The sequence below is a fragment of the Lactobacillus taiwanensis DSM 21401 genome (assembly GCF_001436695.1).
In the GTDB taxonomy this organism is placed as follows: Bacteria; Bacillota; Bacilli; order Lactobacillales; family Lactobacillaceae; genus Lactobacillus; species Lactobacillus taiwanensis.
Genome location: NZ_AYZG01000034.1, coordinates 39307 through 57296 on the forward strand (window position 1 = coordinate 39307; position 17990 = coordinate 57296).

At 33.0% G+C, this 17990-nt stretch carries 17 protein-coding genes, 5 pseudogenes and 2 other annotated features; of the genes and pseudogenes, 4 read left to right on the forward strand and 18 right to left on the reverse strand.

Annotated elements, in window-relative coordinates; genetic code table 11:
* Positions 1-41 precede the first annotated feature (41 nt).
* The 3 genes from FD18_RS05060 to rplU all read right to left on the reverse strand — a co-directional run bounded on the left by FD18_RS05060 (position 42) and on the right by rplU (position 1851).
* Positions 42-1151: an aminopeptidase P family protein gene (locus FD18_RS05060; RefSeq protein ID WP_057718922.1), complete on the reverse strand. Its 1110-nt coding sequence runs from the start codon at positions 1149-1151 to the stop codon at positions 42-44.
* A 69-nt stretch (positions 1152-1220) separates the two neighbouring features.
* Positions 1221-1520, reverse strand: coding sequence for a 50S ribosomal protein L27 (gene rpmA, locus FD18_RS05065; RefSeq protein ID WP_003647542.1), 300 nt, complete (start codon positions 1518-1520; stop codon positions 1221-1223).
* Between the two features lie 19 nt (positions 1521-1539).
* A complete protein-coding gene (gene rplU, locus FD18_RS05070) occupies positions 1540-1851 on the reverse strand; it encodes a 50S ribosomal protein L21 (protein WP_003647543.1) in 312 nt (103 codons plus the stop codon).
* A 14-nt stretch (positions 1852-1865) separates the two neighbouring features.
* Positions 1866-1946, reverse strand: a sequence feature (ribosomal protein L21 leader region).
* A gap of 120 nt (positions 1947-2066) precedes the next feature.
* Between rplU and FD18_RS05075 the strand changes: the two genes are divergently transcribed.
* A complete protein-coding gene (locus FD18_RS05075) occupies positions 2067-2423 on the forward strand; it encodes an arsenate reductase family protein (protein ID WP_057718923.1) in 357 nt (118 codons plus the stop codon).
* On the opposite strand, the gene FD18_RS05080 is transcribed toward FD18_RS05075, so the two are convergent.
* From FD18_RS05080 to FD18_RS05140, 14 genes and pseudogenes are all read right to left on the reverse strand, one after another.
* Complete coding sequence (locus FD18_RS05080) at positions 2418-3257, reverse strand: YitT family protein (RefSeq protein ID WP_057718924.1); 840 nt, start codon at positions 3255-3257, stop codon at positions 2418-2420. The genes FD18_RS05075 and FD18_RS05080 overlap by 6 nt on opposite strands.
* A gap of 77 nt (positions 3258-3334) precedes the next feature.
* Positions 3335-4655: pseudogene (locus FD18_RS05085) on the reverse strand (DUF2325 domain-containing protein).
* Positions 4656-4951: 296 nt separating this feature from the next.
* Positions 4952-5353 (reverse strand): hypothetical protein, encoded by a 402-nt coding sequence (locus FD18_RS05090; RefSeq protein ID WP_057718925.1) that lies wholly within the window; start codon positions 5351-5353, stop codon positions 4952-4954.
* A 2-nt stretch (positions 5354-5355) separates the two neighbouring features.
* Entirely contained in the window at positions 5356-5535 is a 180-nt protein-coding gene (locus FD18_RS05095; RefSeq protein ID WP_003647546.1) for a 2-hydroxymuconate tautomerase, read from the reverse strand.
* Between the two features lie 52 nt (positions 5536-5587).
* The gene (locus FD18_RS05100; protein WP_057718926.1) at positions 5588-6145 is read right to left on the reverse strand and encodes an ECF transporter S component; all 558 of its coding nucleotides are present in this window, start codon (positions 6143-6145) and stop codon (positions 5588-5590) included.
* A gap of 2 nt (positions 6146-6147) precedes the next feature.
* A pseudogene (locus FD18_RS05105) lies at positions 6148-6977 on the reverse strand (PfkB family carbohydrate kinase).
* Positions 6974-7435: a DUF7679 family protein gene (locus tag FD18_RS05110; RefSeq protein WP_057718927.1), complete on the reverse strand. Its 462-nt coding sequence runs from the start codon at positions 7433-7435 to the stop codon at positions 6974-6976. The pseudogene FD18_RS05105 and the gene FD18_RS05110 overlap by 4 nt, the downstream one beginning before the upstream one ends.
* A gap of 177 nt (positions 7436-7612) precedes the next feature.
* Positions 7613-9406, reverse strand: coding sequence for a DUF2207 domain-containing protein (locus FD18_RS05115; protein WP_057718928.1), 1794 nt, complete (start codon positions 9404-9406; stop codon positions 7613-7615).
* Positions 9407-9487: 81 nt separating this feature from the next.
* Positions 9488-9679, reverse strand: a pseudogene (locus tag FD18_RS05120) (MFS transporter); the annotation flags it as partial.
* A 37-nt stretch (positions 9680-9716) separates the two neighbouring features.
* Positions 9717-9809 (reverse strand): annotated as a pseudogene (locus tag FD18_RS09625) (alpha/beta hydrolase); the annotation flags it as partial.
* An 84-nt stretch (positions 9810-9893) separates the two neighbouring features.
* Positions 9894-10238 (reverse strand): helix-turn-helix domain-containing protein, encoded by a 345-nt coding sequence (locus FD18_RS10110; protein WP_338141086.1) that lies wholly within the window; start codon positions 10236-10238, stop codon positions 9894-9896.
* A 91-nt stretch (positions 10239-10329) separates the two neighbouring features.
* A pseudogene (locus tag FD18_RS05130) lies at positions 10330-10744 on the reverse strand (ROK family protein); the annotation flags it as partial.
* 139 nt (positions 10745-10883) lie between these two features.
* Positions 10884-12200 (reverse strand): C1 family peptidase, encoded by a 1317-nt coding sequence (locus FD18_RS05135; protein ID WP_057718930.1) that lies wholly within the window; start codon positions 12198-12200, stop codon positions 10884-10886.
* A gap of 155 nt (positions 12201-12355) precedes the next feature.
* Entirely contained in the window at positions 12356-12721 is a 366-nt protein-coding gene (locus FD18_RS05140) for a pyridoxamine 5'-phosphate oxidase family protein (RefSeq protein ID WP_057718931.1), read from the reverse strand.
* Positions 12722-13083: 362 nt separating this feature from the next.
* Positions 13084-13323, forward strand: a binding site (T-box leader).
* A gap of 79 nt (positions 13324-13402) precedes the next feature.
* On the opposite strand from FD18_RS05140, the gene FD18_RS05145 reads away from it, so the two are divergent.
* Positions 13403-15157: an oligopeptide ABC transporter substrate-binding protein gene (locus FD18_RS05145; protein ID WP_057718932.1), complete on the forward strand. Its 1755-nt coding sequence runs from the start codon at positions 13403-13405 to the stop codon at positions 15155-15157.
* A gap of 84 nt (positions 15158-15241) precedes the next feature.
* Here the strand turns inward: FD18_RS05145 and FD18_RS05150 are convergent, their stop codons facing one another.
* Complete coding sequence (locus FD18_RS05150) at positions 15242-15679, reverse strand: MerR family transcriptional regulator (protein ID WP_057718933.1); 438 nt, start codon at positions 15677-15679, stop codon at positions 15242-15244.
* A 172-nt stretch (positions 15680-15851) separates the two neighbouring features.
* Between FD18_RS05150 and FD18_RS05155 the strand changes: the two genes are divergently transcribed.
* A complete protein-coding gene (locus FD18_RS05155; protein WP_057718934.1) occupies positions 15852-17324 on the forward strand; it encodes an MDR family MFS transporter in 1473 nt (490 codons plus the stop codon).
* Positions 17325-17885, forward strand: coding sequence for a DUF4811 domain-containing protein (locus FD18_RS05160; protein ID WP_057718935.1), 561 nt, complete (start codon positions 17325-17327; stop codon positions 17883-17885).
* Positions 17886-17990: the final 105 nt, after the last annotated feature.

Genomic DNA, 17990 nt, shown 5'->3' on the forward strand with positions numbered 1-17990 from the left:
TATCCATTGTTTCGCAACATTAACCGCACAATTACAAAAAATTATAAAATTAAAAGCTCATCTTTTGGTAAATTCGACATTACGTAAGGATGATTGTCTTTAATCAATACATCATCTTCAATTCTAACACCACCACGATCTGGCAAATAAATTCCAGGTTCAACAGTAATGGCCATATTATTTTTCATAACTTCTTTACCGTAAGGCATTGCTGGAGTACAAAGTTCATGTACCTCTAATCCAATTCCATGGCCTATCCCATGACCGAAATATTCTCCATAGCCCTGTTCTTTAATATAATTTCTACCAGCTTGATCAATATCCTTGCCAGTATTTCCAGCGCTTGCAGCTGCGATTCCACGCTTTTGCGCTTCAAGTACAATATAATATATTTTTTCTAACTCAGGTTCTACCTGTCCTAAAGCTACTGTTCTTGTAATATCAGCAGTATAACCATGATAAAAACTTCCAAAGTCAATGACAATTAATTCACCTTGTTGAACTTTTTTATCGCTAGCAACTCCATGAGCCCAACTTCCGCGATAGCCAGAAGCAACAATAGTTTCAAATGATGGACCATCGCCACCATTCATTTTAAATAAGTAATCAAGCTTTGCACCAATAGCTCGTTCGCTAACACCTGGCTTAATTAAAGGTAAAATTTCTTTAAAACTTTGAGCAGAAATATCAATCGCTTTTTGCAAAGTAGCTAGTTCTAACTCATCTTTTACATTTCTAACTTTCTCTACCAATTCAGCACTTAAAACAAAATGAAGATCAGGACATTCCTCTTTTAAAGTTTCAAATTGAGTTGCAGAAATAAATTCGCCTTCAACTAAAACATTTTTAATGTCCAGCTGTTTTAGTTGCTTTGCAATTTCTTTTACTACATCCATTGTTTGCATAACGACTTTCATTTCACCAGGTGCTTGATGACGAATCTGATCTTTGAAACGAGAGTCAGATAAAAGTACTCGGTCTCCATTAGCCGTTAAAATAAGTTCAGCTTCTTCGCCAGAAAAGTTAGTTAAAAAACGATAATTAGCTTGATTAAAGATAACCAAAGCATCTGCCTGTTCAGTTTTAATCAAATTAGTAGTCTTATTAATACGATTATTAATTAGGGTTAACAACTCTTGATCTGAAGACATAAGCTATCCCTCCTGAGTAGATAAAAAAAGACTGAACGTTCCTTAGGGACGTCCAGTCTGCAAAAAAGATTATTTTGCTTCTTCAACTGGGTAAACAGAAACTTGTTTACGATCTCTGCCCAAACGTTCGAATTTAACAACGCCACTAGTTAAAGCAAACAAAGTGTCGTCGCCACCGATACCAACGTTCTTACCTGGGTGGATCTTAGTACCGCGTTGACGGAAAATGATTGAACCTGCGTTGATCTTTTGACCATCAGCACGCTTTGCGCCTAAACGACGACCAGCTGAGTTACGACCGTTAGCAGTTGAACCACCACCCTTGTGGTGGGCAAATAATTTAAGTGCTTCAAGATTATTAATCATCATAATTTGTTTCACCCCTTAATTAAGCTTCAATGCTTTCGATAGTTACCTTAGTGTAAGGTTGACGGTGACCATACTTAGTATGAGAGTGCTTCTTAGGCTTGTACTTGAAAGTAACAACTTTCTTTTCCTTACCTTGCTTTTCAACTTTAGCAACTACCTTAGCACCTTCAACTACTGGAGTACCAATCTTAGTTGACTTACCATCATTTACAAGAATAACTTCATCAAAAGTTACTTCGTCACCAGGCTTAACTTCAAGTTTTTCTACAAAAACGCTGTCGCCCTTAGCAACCTTGTATTGCTTACCACCGGTTTTAATAACTGCGTACATTTGTACACCTCCGAAAAAATACTTAGACTCGCCGTATAAGGTGGAATTAACATTAATTCTCTTGTAACCCCATAAACGTGCGGTTGCAGATGTGAGGTTTCCACAAATACAACTCTTACAGTATACTCTCATCCCACTTTTAAAGCAATTCAATATCAAAAAATCTCAAAAAATAATAGAATATATTTAGTATATTTTCAGTTAAGGAGAAAAAAATGATTAAATTTTATGGTTATAAACGCTGTTCCACATCAAAAAAAGCACAAAAATGGTTTGATATACATAACATTTCTTACCAATATCAAGATCTAGTAGAAAAGCCACCTCAACAAGAAGACTTGCTCAAGTGGCTCACTAAGTTCCAGGATCGTGGCTTGCGATACTTTTTCAATACATCTGGTCAAGTTTATCGTCAGATGAAATTAAAAAATCAAATAAATAATATGTCAATTGATGAAGCAGCCAAATTATTATCGCAAAACGGAAAATTAATTAAGAGACCCTTAGTGACTGATGGTCAAAAATTAACATGTGGCTTTAAAGAAAATATTTATGAAGAGACTTGGCTATAATCCCCATTGACCACCATGTACTCTAGCGACTGTATCAGTGATAATAAAAGCCTCAGGATCAATTTCATGTATTTTACTAATTAAGGGACCATATTCACGCGTGTCAACTACTAAAAGTAACTGCTTTTTATCATCATCGCTATAGCCGCCAACTACATCATAAATAGTTAAGCCATTATAGTTATCAAGTAGCATTGCTTTTAATTCGTCAAAGTGAGTATTGCTCATAATTCTAACTTGATATTTACGATCAAATCCTGCTTCTGCATAATTCATTGTCACTGCTGTAACTACTTGAGATAAAGCAGCTAGTAAAAACGCATTCCATCCATCAACAAATATATTTAGGAAAATAATTATCATATCAATTCCAAGCAAACCAACCGCTGGATTGATATAAAAATATTTTTTCAAAATCATTGGCGGAATTGTTGTACCACCACTTGATGCATTTACACGATAGAGAAGAGACACTCCTAGTCCCATTAGTACCCCACCGTAAATTACAGCAAGTAATTGGTTATTAGTAATTTTAAAACTTGGGGTAATTTCCATTAGTATTGGCAATAATAAACTACCTAAGGCAACGTTCTTCGTTGTCTTTTTTCCTAAAAAGATGGCTGCTAAAATCAACATTAAAATATTAACAACTAAAACCGTTATTGAACGGTTAATTCCCCATACTGCGTCAACTAAAATTGAAATACCAGTTGATCCTCCCGCAGCAATATTAATTGGACCGTAGAAGAAATTAATAGAAATGGCGATTATTTCTAGGCCGGCTAAAAATATTACCGAGCGCATCCAAGATTTCTTTTTAATATTTTTTGTCATTTCATCATCCTTCCTAAAAATAAGTTATTAATATTTTATCTAATTTCTATATAGTTTGTCAGTTTCATCCTTTATTCCTAATTATTTTTTAACATTTTATATTCTAATTGCTGATTTCCTTCATAAGCTGGCATCCCATTTTCTGCCCTATACAAAGCGCGTTCAAATGCTTGATATCCTTTGCTGGAGCTAACGGCAAATTTTACATGATATTTGCTTGCAAACTCTCTAATATTCCAAGTACTGTCATGAGCTGCAAAAGCTGTTAACAAAATTACAATATCTAAATCTTTAATTTGATTTTCAATTACCTTTTTCTTTCCTTCAAAAGCATCGATTGGAATTGCAATACCATTGTAGCGATTAACAATACCTTCTAAAATTGCTTCATTTTGATTGTCTCCAACTGCAATTCCCACTCTTTGGTAATGCAAATTCATATCTAGTTGTGCTAGTTTCTGCGTGTTTTCCCGACTTGACTTTTCTTTTTTAGTTTTAGAAATTCGCTTTGGTTGCTCAGTTTCATAGATCCATCGAATTTGAACAGCACTAGCTGGATCTTTTTTGAGTCTTACGTCACCGGTATACCAAGCCAAGTCAACAATCGAACCATCTTCTAGATGCACACTTCCATTTTGATAATAACTAGAATCAAGGGCAACAATCACCGGCTTATGATTAATTGTTAACCTTTCTCCGTGAATATTACGCGAAACGCTTAGATTTCCAGGGGTTCCTTGTACTACACCATACTTAAAATCTTCTATTTTGTCATAATCACGACTGCGCAATTTTCTATAGCCGACAACTCGTAAAACTTCAGCTTCATTTAATCCATCGGATAAAGGTATAGCTTCAACAATATCGCCACTCTTTAAGTTTAAGTCATGAATTTGACTTTCATTAACCTCAAAAACTACTTCTCCATTATCATTGATTAGATCTGCACCTTTCAATGCACGAATAACTGTATAACGTCTCCCCTTTCGATAGTCACGTACTTTTTCTTTTTTAGGCTTTAATGCCTCTTCAAAAATTTTTCTATTTACTGCACTACTTGTTTCCTCAGATGATTGAATTGCTTGATCCAGCTGTCCTAATTGTTTTCCAAAATTAGCAGTAATATTTTGATCAAAAGTTAATTTATGTAGTGCTCCTAAAGCTGTCTTTTTAGCATCTTTATTACCAGGACGCTCAATTAATTTAGTTATTCCCTGTAAAAAAGGTATTTATTTGTGCAATAACTTTGGGATCAAGTTCACCATCAGCTCCATTTTCCCTACTCTCTCCGATCATTCCTAATACCAACTTAATTGCATTCAAGCTATTTTTCAGGCTTTTTTCGTCGCCTTCTGTACTATTTAATATTCTTTTTAAATTATTTCGATAATCGAACATTTTAACCACTTTCTTACTTACTTCTTATCTATTATTATAGCGATTTAATAATATTCAATTCAAAATTTCTTTATCACTTTTATCAATAAAGTGATATATTAAAAGTAAAAAAGAAAAAGTGAGGAAAAATCATGACTAAGTACACTGTTACATTATCTGAAGAAGATTACCAAATGTTAAAAGATTGTCATTCAAAGAATCCTTCAATTATGAAGGCTTTAGAAGAAGCTAAAAAAGAAGATTAAGCTAAATAAAAAAATCGTGATTAGTTAAATTGCTAATCACGATTTTTTTATTTATTTTTTGGACGCTCTTCGACTAAAAAGCAACATTCCAATTAAAGTACCTATAATTAAGTCAATAATTACTGGGATAATCATAAACCTTCCTGAATTGATCAAAAATATATCAAGAGTTGCCCAAACTATTCCAACAAGGATTCCTTTATATAGATACTCCCACTTAAACTTAAATTTTGGTTGATCTATACTAAGCCAAACACCAGCTAAAATAAAACCTAAAAATAAACTTATAACGATAAGAATTACAAATAGACTAATTACTCTAGGAGTCGGTAAGGTACGTAGGGTTGAAAAATCATTTAGACTTTTAAAGCTAAAAAATAAAAAATAAACAAACCAGACTGTGCTAAAACTTAGTCCCAGCTTTATTAAGCGATTAATAGAAAACTTTTTCATCTTTAAGCTCTCCATTCGCCGCCTTGACCATAAGTATGTTTATCAAGTTCATTAATAATTACATGAATATGTTCTTTTGGAGCACCAGTATTCTTATGAACAGCTTCAGTGATATCTTTCATCATTTGAGTAAGTTGTTCATCGCTTCTACCTTTAATTAGTTCTACATGTACAAATGGCACTTAAAATTCCTCCTTTTTATCTTTAATCAAAATTATAACAAATCTATTTTAATTAAGCAGTTCTTCTTAAAATTCTTCTTGCGCCATCACGGACTGCAAAGTATAAGATCGGGGTACAAATTGCTGTCGAAATCGAATTTATGACTGTTGCTGGCAAACTAACAAAAGAGCTCACCAAAGCCACATTTAAGCTAGTTCCTACCATTAAAGCTTCTACAATTGAAACACAATAGGTAGTAAAAATTTTCGTAATTCCAGCAATAATTCCCAAAATAATAATATTTTTCTTGCTGTCTTTATAATGCATCCCTTTATATACAGCCGTTAAGACGCTCGCTACAACAACGACTTCTAACATAGTCAACCAAGATGTGGCAGCATAACCATTAAGCAAATCAAATCCACCCAGGCCAATAATTCCAGCTAGCATACCATTTCGGTAACCTAAATATAAAATAGCCACTGCAGTTAACGTATTACCAAAGTGGATAAATGGTCTCCCAACTAAAGCTGGTACAGGAATTCTTAAAATCCATACTCCTAAATAGATTATTGCTGCAAATAAACCCGTCATAATAATTGAAACCAGTGAGTTTTCCTTTGTTCGCATTCCTATCTTTCCTCTTCTGTTACTTTTTTCATAAGCCAAGCTAAGGCTCCTGCATAATTGGGGCCTAAACGTTTATCTTGATTTACATCTGTCGCTTTAATAGATAACTTAATAAAATCAGCTGCTATCTGAGAACTTTCTTTTAAATTATATCCAGCTAAAACTGCAGCTAACAAGCTGCTTGCAAACATATCTCCAGTTCCAAAAAAGGAACGAGCAATTTTTTTGTTTTCTAATATAAAGTTGAGCCTATCACTTACCCCAACTATTGCAATTTTTTTACCTGTTGGGATACCTGTAATTATAGCACTATCTAATTCAAATCTTTCTTTTAAATTTAAAGCAATATCATTTATCTCTTTAATTGAAAAATCTCTATACTCTTTCTTTAACAATAAACATGCTTCAGTCAAATTAGGTGTTAAAATCGTAGCTTTTTTTGCAAGCAAACGCATTTTTGATACATATTGCTGATCTAAACCACTATACAATTTACCCGAGTCTGCCATTGCTGGGTCAAGTAAAATCAACTTACTTTTTTAAATTTAGAGATATGTTCAACCCAAAAATCGATTGCTTCTTTTCCCAAATAACCAAGATACAAATTTTCAAAAGTAATATTTTCTTCTTGCCAGTGAGTAATGATTTTTTCTATTTCCCTATTTAAGTTTAAAAATGTATTATTACCAAACCCACCAGTATGCGTAGATAAAATTGTTGTTGGCAATACATCTGGTTGATAACCACAAGCACCTAAAATTGGCAAAGCAACGCTTAACGAAACTTGCCCCACGCAAGAAAGATCTTGGCTGATCAAAAGTTTTTCGTTCATTTTGCCTTTCTTTCTAATCTTATCCGCTTCTTTTTAATAGTATAGCGTTTTGAATTCAATCTAATTTGTAGCAATTTATTATGCCAATAGGTTAAGGCTACCCTGATCGCCAAACGATTATACCAACGATAGTCATGCTTCAGATAATTATACGCATCCTTAAGATCATACAAATGGTCACTAGTCACAAATTGATTTCGACTCCAATGCCAGTCGTCAGCCCCTGTTTTTCGAATTCTAATTTTCTCAACACGACCAACACTTAGTCTTGCATGTCCATTAATATATTTACTTCGCGCAACTGTGAGATAGTTTCCAATCATTGTCTGCTTCCAAAATTGATTGTTTCTTTTTTCTATAAAAAGAGCATGTCTAAGTACTTTACTTAAGCAATACCATTCTTTTTCTCCACTTGGAAGTTCAATTAAACACCAAATATATTCTTGTCTCTTTCGCAACTTTTTCCCAACTTTTATTCTTAACTTTTTTTATTTATATACCAATAAATCAACTTCAACATGAAATGACTCATTTCCTGGCATTTTTTCCGATTCTCCTTGCCTGATCATGAATTCTACATAAGTCATTAAAATCGAATTCTTGGTATTTTCTAATTTTCATCTTACTCATAAAAACTAAAAAGCTCCTCCGCCGCTTCCACCGCCAAAGCCACCTGATGAACCACCAGAGAACCCACCAGATCCACCTGAAGTTGACGAATTAAGATTAGCTCCTGAATTAAAGCTTGAATTAAAATTACTTGCAAATCCGTCTTCTCCTGAACTATAAAATGGTCCCCAGAACAAGATGTTTGCATCATCTATTTCGTCAGCAAATTCTAGCTTCAACTGTTTTAATACTTTCTTGGATACACCTAGAGCCACTGCATATGGCATTATTTCTTCCCACAAAGCAAGTTCTCCAACCTCACGCATCTTGAAGTTGCCAATTTCATCAAGCATTTTCTTAAAGCCGCGTATTCGGTTAGTTGTTTCTGCACCTTTAGCAGTGTATGGTGACAACTTTTTACCACTATAAATAGTAACGATAATCGCTAATGCAAACAGAATTAAAGTTGCCGTAAAAGAAATTACGTCTTGATTAAGAAAAATTGCTGCAATTATTCCAACACCACTTAGTATCAGTAAGATAATCATTAAAGCAATATTGGTCTCTTTTTTATTTTCGAGTTTTTTATCAAAAAAGCCAGCACTATTTGCTTCTTGCATTTTTTCTTTTTGCCATTTAGTAAAAAGCTTATTTAGCTTCGAAGAATGATGTTTCTTTAGCTCATAGCTTGTGAAAGCTTGCCCATTGCCCACATTATTAAATAAATAATTTAATAACGGACTCGAATTTATTAATTCTTTATCAATTAAAGAAATCTCATAGTACGTTTTTCTTCTTACTTTAAGTGGTTCAATCTCTATTTGCTTCTTAACAGCTAGTTGCATTAAATAGGCAGTTAAAGCTTTTGAACTTGGTTTATCATCAGTGTCTAAGATCGCTGCCATAACTGGTGAAACAGCAGGAATATCATAGTTTCTAGGTAATTGTTTTTCTTTTTGAGGCCTAACGCCTGATTTTTTTAAAGTTAGACTTCTAATAATAGCTAGTAGAGATAACAATCCCGATATTATCAAAGCACCTAATCCTAGTATTTTGGTTCTATGCCGCTTTTCATTAGCCTTACGGGCCAGATTTGCTTCTTGATTTTGAACATAATTTTTATGTTTCTCATTTTTAATATTTTTATTTTGATAAGTTACCGATGTAGGAAAAATAGTGTGTACTTCAATTCCTTCATCTCCTGCAACATTAGTTCCAGTCAAAATAATATTTCCTTTTGCTGGATTAACAGTAATCTGACCTGATAAATCTCCATGCGCCCATGCTTTTAAATCTTTAACTGGACCAGGAAAAACTATGCCTACTCTTACATTATCTAAATCAGTATCCCAACCATTACCAATTATTTTAAAGTTAAGTTCCGCTGTATCTTTCCAATTAATAATTGCATTGGTAATTTCATAAGTATAAATAATAGTAAATTTGTCACCATCATTTACATTATGCCAAACCTTAAATCGATAACCATGATTACTATGGCTTAATTTATACGTATTATTTTGATTACTATCACTTCGCACAATATTAGTTGAATTATTTCCAGTTAAAATTCTAACTTGCGGATTTTTTAATTCTTGATTATCTGCTAAATTTTGCCGATAAAAAACTCCATGTGCACTATCATCAAATTTATAGGTTATTCTTCTTTCCATTGAAAGTGATCCATTAGGATTAACACGTGCTGTCACATCAACATTTGTAATATCATAATTAACATCAGCAAAAGTAGGTGAGATAAAGACAATAAAAGCGACTAATATTGTTACCATTCCCAATATTAAGTGAAAAATTTTCTTCATAAAAGCCTCATAAACAAAGTCAGTTTTGGCTTAATTATAACTTAACATGCAAAAAAAGCGCTAGATTTTCTCTAGCGCTTTTGGAAATGTACCAGCCAATAATGTAATTATTAAACCAGTAATAATTGTTGGCTTTTCATTCATTAATTTAATTAAAAATGGACTAATTAATAAACCAATTACAATTCCAATATTTGGAATCGTCGACAGCATTTCTACTGCTGCCTTATCTACTCCTGGAAAGGCATGATACATTAATGGCAAAGCGGATGCTTTTCTTTCATTTTATTTTCCTCCCACTTCATTTCTGCTAATCTTTGACAAGATGCTTTCTAAAGAATTCAGCTTCTTCGTCATTGGCTTCTTTTGCCAATTCATCTTTTTGATTAATTAAGAAAACATAATATTTTCCTCTCTTATTGAATTCACTTTCATGATAATCAAAAATGAGTCTAAAAAAATAGGTCAATTATTGGCGCAAATTGACCTATTTTATTAATTCTTTCTTTATTTTAGATGCGCTTTTGCTATATAACTTCTCAAAAGCACGATCCATAGTTCCAATGCTAGAAAAGCCGTTATCAATTGCAACTTGTGTAAGGTTCTTTTTCTGCTTTTTCAATTCTTGATAAACATGTTCAGCCCTAACATTATTGAGATATGTCTCGACTATTAGTTCCATTTCTTTCTTAAAAAAGCATGCTAAATATTCTTTTGAAATATTGCATTTATTTGCAATGAGAACTAAATTGAGTTCTTCTTGATAATGATTATTTACATACTGAGTAATATATGGTAATCGATTAATAATATAAGCTTTCCGTGCACTAATCTATTCCTGCTCCTTTTTATCTTCAGTTTTACCATATTTCAACATAACTCAATTCACCTGCTTGAAAATATGCTCCGTTTAAAAGTTGTCAATTAACAATTATGCCTCACCAACTCTAGTTTCCAAGGTAATAGAAGCACAGTTTTGCATATTCTTTAAACTGCCAAGCCAGTTCTCAGCTAAAACACTAGCTTTACCATCATTGATTACAGCAATTGGAATATCATATTTTTGGTATCTTTCTGCAAAGTCAATCCCATCAAGAAATGGTAATGCACCACCAAAATGAATTTTAGTATGCGTAATTTTTCTGGAGCACAAAAGGCTAGGTCTTTAACACATTTTTTACATATTTTTCTACAATTTGATCAATATTTTTCAAAAATTGATCTTTTTTATGGGATGTTTTTTATCTTTCCTTATTCAATAATATTTCCTGCATTATCAAGTTCAGCATATTTTACATTTGTTCCACCAATATCGATGCTCAAATAATTCTTTTTCATTATTATCCTCTCTCCTAATGTTTAGCGCTTACAAAAGATATTGTATGGTGTATTTAATTTTGATACAAGTCGATTATTGATATTTTTTAGGTTAGATATTGATATAAAAAAAGAGATCTTTCGATCTCTTCCTTAATTTCTACAATCCAAGATGTACCCAAGGCTTCAAATCAACAGCTGGCTCTTCCCAAAGTTTAACTAAGTCTTCAGACAAGTATTTCTTATCAACAACTACGTCATAAACATATTCTTCAAACCACTTTTGACTCATTTCATAGAATCCCTTATGACCATATTTATCGCCCCAAGAATTTTCTACTTTCCACTTACGAATTTCGCCATTATCTTCATCAACACCAACTAAAGTCATATCATGAGTAGCAGATCCTTCGCCAGTAGCTAAACGATCAGCTTTACTCATTTGTGTATCTACACCATATAAGTCATCAGTCTTATATAATTCAGTATCAAGAAAGCCAGTTTTACGTTCCATTTGCTTTAAAACGTCATTTCCAAAAATAACTGCTTTTCCATCTTTTAATTGTGCTGCAGCTGCTCTTGCCAAAACTTCAATTGGTACGTTCAGACCAGTAATTGGTTGGCCTCCAACAACATTATCGTATAAACCTTGATGATAACGTTTGTTGTAATCATAATTAGGTGAGTTTAATAGAACAACATAGTCATCCCAATTAAAATCTTTTAAATATTTTTCTGCAAATTGACGTGGAGTTAAATCTTTTTCTAAATGATATTTCTTGTCATCATCACGATATTCTAAATCAAATTTCTTTGGAGGCTCACCTAAAGCTACTGCCGCCATTCGATAAACTTCATTTAAGAATTCTTTCTTAGCTTTTTCAGCTTCTTCAAGTTTACCTTCTTGGACTAACTTACGTAATACTAAAGCATCTTTTCTTTCCTTACGTGCTAAAGAATCAATTAAAGCTGTAGTGTTGTTTGATGTAGCATTTTCTGGCATTGCATATGATGGGACAACACCATATTTTTTAACTAAATTAATTGCCATTTGCCACAAACCGCCATCTTGACCAGCAAAATTAAGCCACGTTTCTACTTCACGATCGTCAACTGGCTTATCTGCCAAACGAATCATACTATCATAAAAGGCATTTGCTCTTTCGATCTTATCCCAGAAAAAATTATATGCTTGTGAAAAAGTAAAATCTTTAACATGATATTTTTTACCAAAATGGTGACGTAAAACATTTAAACTAGCGAATTCCCAGCAACGACCCGAATGCTTTTGATCAGTTACTCCACCAATATCAAGTTCAGTTGAAAAAGTATGATTTAAACGCTTTGAAACCTCATCATTAAATGAAGCTTCAAATAATCCATTTTGACGAGCAGCACGAGATGCTACTTTATTTTTATTGTCTTTATTAAAATCTGTAGAGAAAGCTGTTAATTCTTGTTCTGATAAAGCACCCATTTTATTTTCTCCTTTTAATCATATGATTTCATTCAATTATTTTTAATTTTACATTAATATTAAAAATAAGCAAGTTATCTAGAAAAAAAGACTAAGTATTTTATCAATACTCAGTCTTTCTTAATTTATTCAATTACAGGCAGAATAATTTTTAATTATTCAAAAATTTCGTCAATATCTAATACTACTACATATGCATTAGGAGTATCAGTTCCAGAAACGATTTTCTTAGCATATTCGTCATCTTCGTGAACGTGTGGTGTAGCCAAAACCTGTACGGCAGTATGAGAAGGAACATCTGCTGCAACTAATGCTACTTTAGAACCATTTTTAATATTTTCAAAAGCTGCGCCTTTTGTTTTTTCAAGATATTGCATATGACTTGGATCTAATACAGTCATTGAACCTTTAGGACCAACTTGTGGATTACCGTTTTCATCAACAGTAGCAATGTAAACTAAATTATTCTTAAAAAGATCTGCTTGTTTGTCAGTTAATTTGTTTGTATCTAATTTTTTCATAGTATATAGTTCCTTTCTATTACTAATCATTCATAAGTATAAGCCTATTTAATAAAAAAATCTTCTTTTTTGCTTACATTTTCATAATATTTCCATCAAATCAAATAACGTTATTTTATAAATCACAGCAAACAAATTTTATATACACTCTTTTTTCTTTACATACAGCATTATTATAAATAACAACTTTTTTTGCAAAACTAATATATATTTATAAATCTTTTCTTAATTTTTTTGCATTTACTAAATTGTAATTTATCAGGCAATCATAAAATATTATTTATATTGAAAATAAGAAAAATATAATTTATTATTGACTTATTTTCAAATCGGCGTATTATTATGAGCACAAACATTATTATCAAACAGCTTTGATAAGGAAAAGTAATTAAGAAACGTCCCTTCAGAGAATTTCTGGTTGGTGTGAAGAAATAGGTAGGCTCTTAATGAAAATCACCTTTGAGCGTAAACTACGATTTAGAGTAGTTTAAGGGACAGCCCTTTATAGCGACGGCGTATCGTTCTTTTGTATTGAACCGTACGTTATTTAAAGACTAGTTTTCTAGTAAAAATAGGTGGTACAGCGACAAGACGCCCTATTGGATCAAGTGATCTAATGGGGCGTCTTTTTGTTTTCTTAATCATGCTGTTATTGGATTTTTGACGAAAGGAGAATTTTATATGAAAGTGTCAAAATCCAAACTGCTGTATGTAGCTATCGCAAGCTCTTTTACAATTTTATCAACTGCTTGTGGTGCTAAGAAAAATGATTCGAGCAATCAGACCATTAAGTTTTCACAGACTGTTCCTCATAAGCCGATTAAAAAGGGAGGAACCTTAACCTATGCCTTAGAAAACGAATCACCGTTTACTGGAATTTTCTCTGCTGAAATTGCAGATACTAGTCCTGATTCTGAAGCAGCTGCTCCTGGTGATGAACCATTGTTTGATATTAACGATCATTATCAAATCACTAATAAGGGAGCGGCAAGCTTAAAGCTGAACCATAGTAACAACACTGCTGAAATCAGAGTTAAAAAGAAAGTCCGCTGGTCAGATGGAAAGCCAGTAGTTGCTAAAGATTTAGAATATGCTTACGAAATTTTAGCTAATCCTAAAGTCCAAACAACTCAATATACTTCTTCTCTTGAAAATATTAAGGGAATGGCAGACTACCATTCAGGGAAAGCCAAAAACATTTCAGGAATCGAAATGCCAGATGGTCCTAGCGGGAAGGTCTTAATACTTCATTTTAAAGAATTAAAACCAGCAATGATGAATTCAGCTAATGGTTTTTACTGGGAACATGCTGCTCCTTATCATTACTTAAAGCATGTTCCGTTCGAAAAACTAGTTTCTAGCGACCAAATTAGAAAACATCCCCTATACTTTGGTCCTTATAAAATGGACAAAACCGTTCAAGGACAATCAACTAGTTGGTCAAGAAATCCGTATTACTGGCGCGGAGAACCAAATTTTGACCATATCTATATGTCAAACATTACTAATTCTAATGTTTCACAAGCAATTAAAAGCAGAAAATTCGATGTTGCAGGTGTCTTAAGTTCTCAATGGGAACAAGTAAAAAATACTAAAGACGTTAACTTCATTGGTAAAAAGACTTCTAATTATGACTACTTAGCCTTCAAAGTTGGCAAATGGGATGCAAAACTAGGTAAAAACGTAGAAAATCCTCATGCTAAAATGAATAATCCCGCTTTAAGAAAAGCAATGGCATATGCCATGAATGTTGATGTCATCAATAAACGTTTCTACCATGGATTAGATTTCAAAATCAACTCCCTAATCCCTTCACAATTTACTCCTTATTATGATAAAAATATTCCAGCTTACTCATATAATTTAGATAAAGCAAATAAATTACTAGACAAGGCTGGCTATAAAAAAGCACCTGGTGCACTTTACCGGAGTCAACCAAATGGCAAACCATTAGTAATTAACTTAGCTGTTCGCGGATCTGGTGAAAACAGTGAAGCTATCTGGCGTAATTATATTCAACAATGGAAAAAAGCTGGTTTAAATGTTAAGTTTCTTGGAGGTCGTCCGATGGAGTTCAATCGCTGGGTAGCTGCTGTTAAATCAAGCGACCCCAAGATTGATGTGCTTGAAGGTAGCTGGGAGGCTTCGGGTGATCCTTCTCCAAGCGTCTTCTATGGTGAAAAAATGCCGTATAATTTTGCACGTTTTGTTTCTCCCACTAATACTAAGTTGTTAGATGAAATTGACTCGGCAAAATCTTTTAATAAACAATACCGTGTTCAAAAATTCCATGAATGGCAAAGATGGATGTATAACAAAGCTTATGTAATTCCAACTAGCGGTGCTTACTCAGTGACAGCGGTTAATAGTAAAGTAACTGGTTGGTCATTAAAGCCGTCTGTCAATGTTTGGTATGAAGCAGGTTTTAGTAAATAAATATCATTAATGTACTTATAAAAATAAAAACAATATCGACTTGTCCTAAAAAAGGAAGCTTCACTCATCTGACGCTTCCTTTTTTTATTCATCAATTTTTACATAGCGACCACGTTCATCAACAACACCCTTGAAATGATACATTTTACCGTCTTGAGTTTGAAAATCCCCTAAATCGATCTCACCGTACGCTTTATCAGAATTAGTAATTTTCACATCATTAAAGGAATGCTCAAAAAATTTCCTAGCAATCTTACTTTTGACTCTGACATCTCTTGATCGTTCAAAAGCAGCAGCTAGAGTAAAACCTTTATCAAGTTGTTCTTTAATAAAAACAATTAAGTATAAAGTCGATAAATTATATCTTCGTACTCCACTTTTATCATCGGCAACTGGTTTAATATAACCTTTTTCTTCCCAATACCTTAATTGTCTTTGCGAAACCCCAACTACTTTACTGACTTCGCCAATTCCCACCTCAACATTTTGAAAAACATTATGCAATATCTTTTTTGATTCCATTGTTCAATCCCTACCTCGTAATCTTATTATAGTTTAATAGCTTATGTTAATTTTGACAACACATATGTAACATTTTGTTACTTCTATGTGAAATTATTTGACAAGTATTTTATTTAAGAATATAGTTTTTATAGTTTGTAAGATTTTTTAACATATGGAAAGGAATTTTTAAATGGATAAACAACCAACCGATATTCATGGCAAAACCTATAACCGAAATTTATTGGTTTTAGTTTTAATTATTGGCTCTTTTTGCACGGTCTTAAATGGGACTTTACTCTCTACAGCACTACCTTCAATTATGCGTTCCTTTCATATCAGTACTGCAACTGCTGAATGGCTTTCAACTGCCTTTTTGCTAGTTAACGGTGTGATGATTCCAATCTCAGCCTGGTTGATTAATCGTTTTGGCTCAAGAAAAATGTATTTGACAGCAATGTCCGTTTTCTTTATTGGAACAGTTATAGCAGCTACTGCACCAAATTTTGGAACTCTACTTACTGGGAGAATTATTCAAGGCCTTGGCGTAGGGGTCACGATGCCACTCCTTCAAACAATTATGTTATCTATTTTTCCTGCTAATAAGCGTGGAGCTGCCATGGGAACAGTTGGAATTGTCATTGGTCTTGCACCTGCTATCGGCCCAACTTTGTCTGGATGGATTGTTGATAATCTTTCCTGGCACTATTTATTTAGTATTATCGCTCCAATTGCAGGCGTTGTTATTATCTTTGCTTTCTTTTTAATTAAGGATGTACTTCCAACTAAGAAAGAAAAGATTGATATTTGGTCAGTAACATCTTCCACTGTTGGCTTTGGTAGTTTACTTTATGGTTTTTCAGAAGCAGGAAATAAAGGCTGGACTAATCCAGAAATTTTAAGTTTTATTGGTGTAGGCATTGTTTTCGTTATTCTTTTTGGTATACGTCAATTAAAAATGAAAGATCCTTTTTTAGATATCACTGTGTTCAAACATTTTGAATTTTCTTTAGCAGCCGCTTTAAGTGGTATTACTAACTTAGCAATGGTCGGTATTGAAATGGTTCTTCCATTATATATTCAGAATTTACGTGGTGAATCTGCCTTTCACTCAGGATTAATACTTCTTCCTGGTGCCTTAATGATTGGAATCATGTCACCAATTACTGGTCGTTTATTTGATAAATATGGAGCACGCAAAATGGCAATTACGGGAATGACTCTATTAACTTTAGGTACAATTCCATTTGTATTTTTAACGGAACAAAGTTCCTATACAATGATTATCATTCTTTATGCTATTCGGATGGTAGGTGTAGCTTTAGTAATGATGAATGTTACAACTTCTGGAATGAATTCATTACCTCTTGATAAGATTTCACACGGAACTGCTGTGAACAATACTTTCAGACAAGTATTAAGTTCAATTGGTACAGCTATTTTAGTATCAATCTTAACAACAACTACTACAAACAACATGCCAAGCAAAACCTTACTTCATACTTTACCACTCCAATACAAGGAAAAAGCAATTAGTGCTACATTAGACGGTTTCCATGCTTCATTTGCGATGAGTATTGCTTTTGCTTTAATTGCTTTAGTACTTGCTTTCTTTTTAAAGAAAGGTAATCGTGCACGTGAAAATCAAGAAGAGGTGAATGGATAAATGATAATCATAGTTTTAATTCTAGCAGCACTTCTATTTATTTACTTTAACGTTATCCCTGGCAAAGGACATACTTTTGCTGCATGGATTTCATTAATAGTTACCTCTCTTTGCATACTAGGAATTGTTGCACATGATTATAATCACTGGGGAATGAAAACCGAAACACAGACAGTTAACCATAGTTTAGTTTCAAGCGCTACTCCTAATCTTCCCCTTCTTCTTTACCGACCTTTAGGTAATGGAACAGAAAAGATATATTTATATAAGACTAATGATAGTCAAAAAAAGCTTAAAGCTATAAAATTAGATAAAGTTTCAACAAAAATCAATCATAGTAAAAAGCCTACGCTTCAAATCAAAACAACGCGCTATGTTTATAGCGATAATTTTAGTAAAATCATGTTTAGTGTCTTTGGACATAATAACGAATTAAAACAACGAAAATATATTTTTGCAATTCCTTCAAATTGGAAGGTCATTTCAACCAAAGATATGCAAAAATTACAAAAACAAATGAGAGAAAGAATGCAAGCACGGAAAGTTGCTGTTCTTCATTAGAAAATATTTTTTATAGTAAAAAAGGACGTTTTATAAAGACGTCCTTTTTGTTTTACCTAATGCTCTTCAGAAGAGCTTTTTTAAGTTGATATTATTTAATAATTA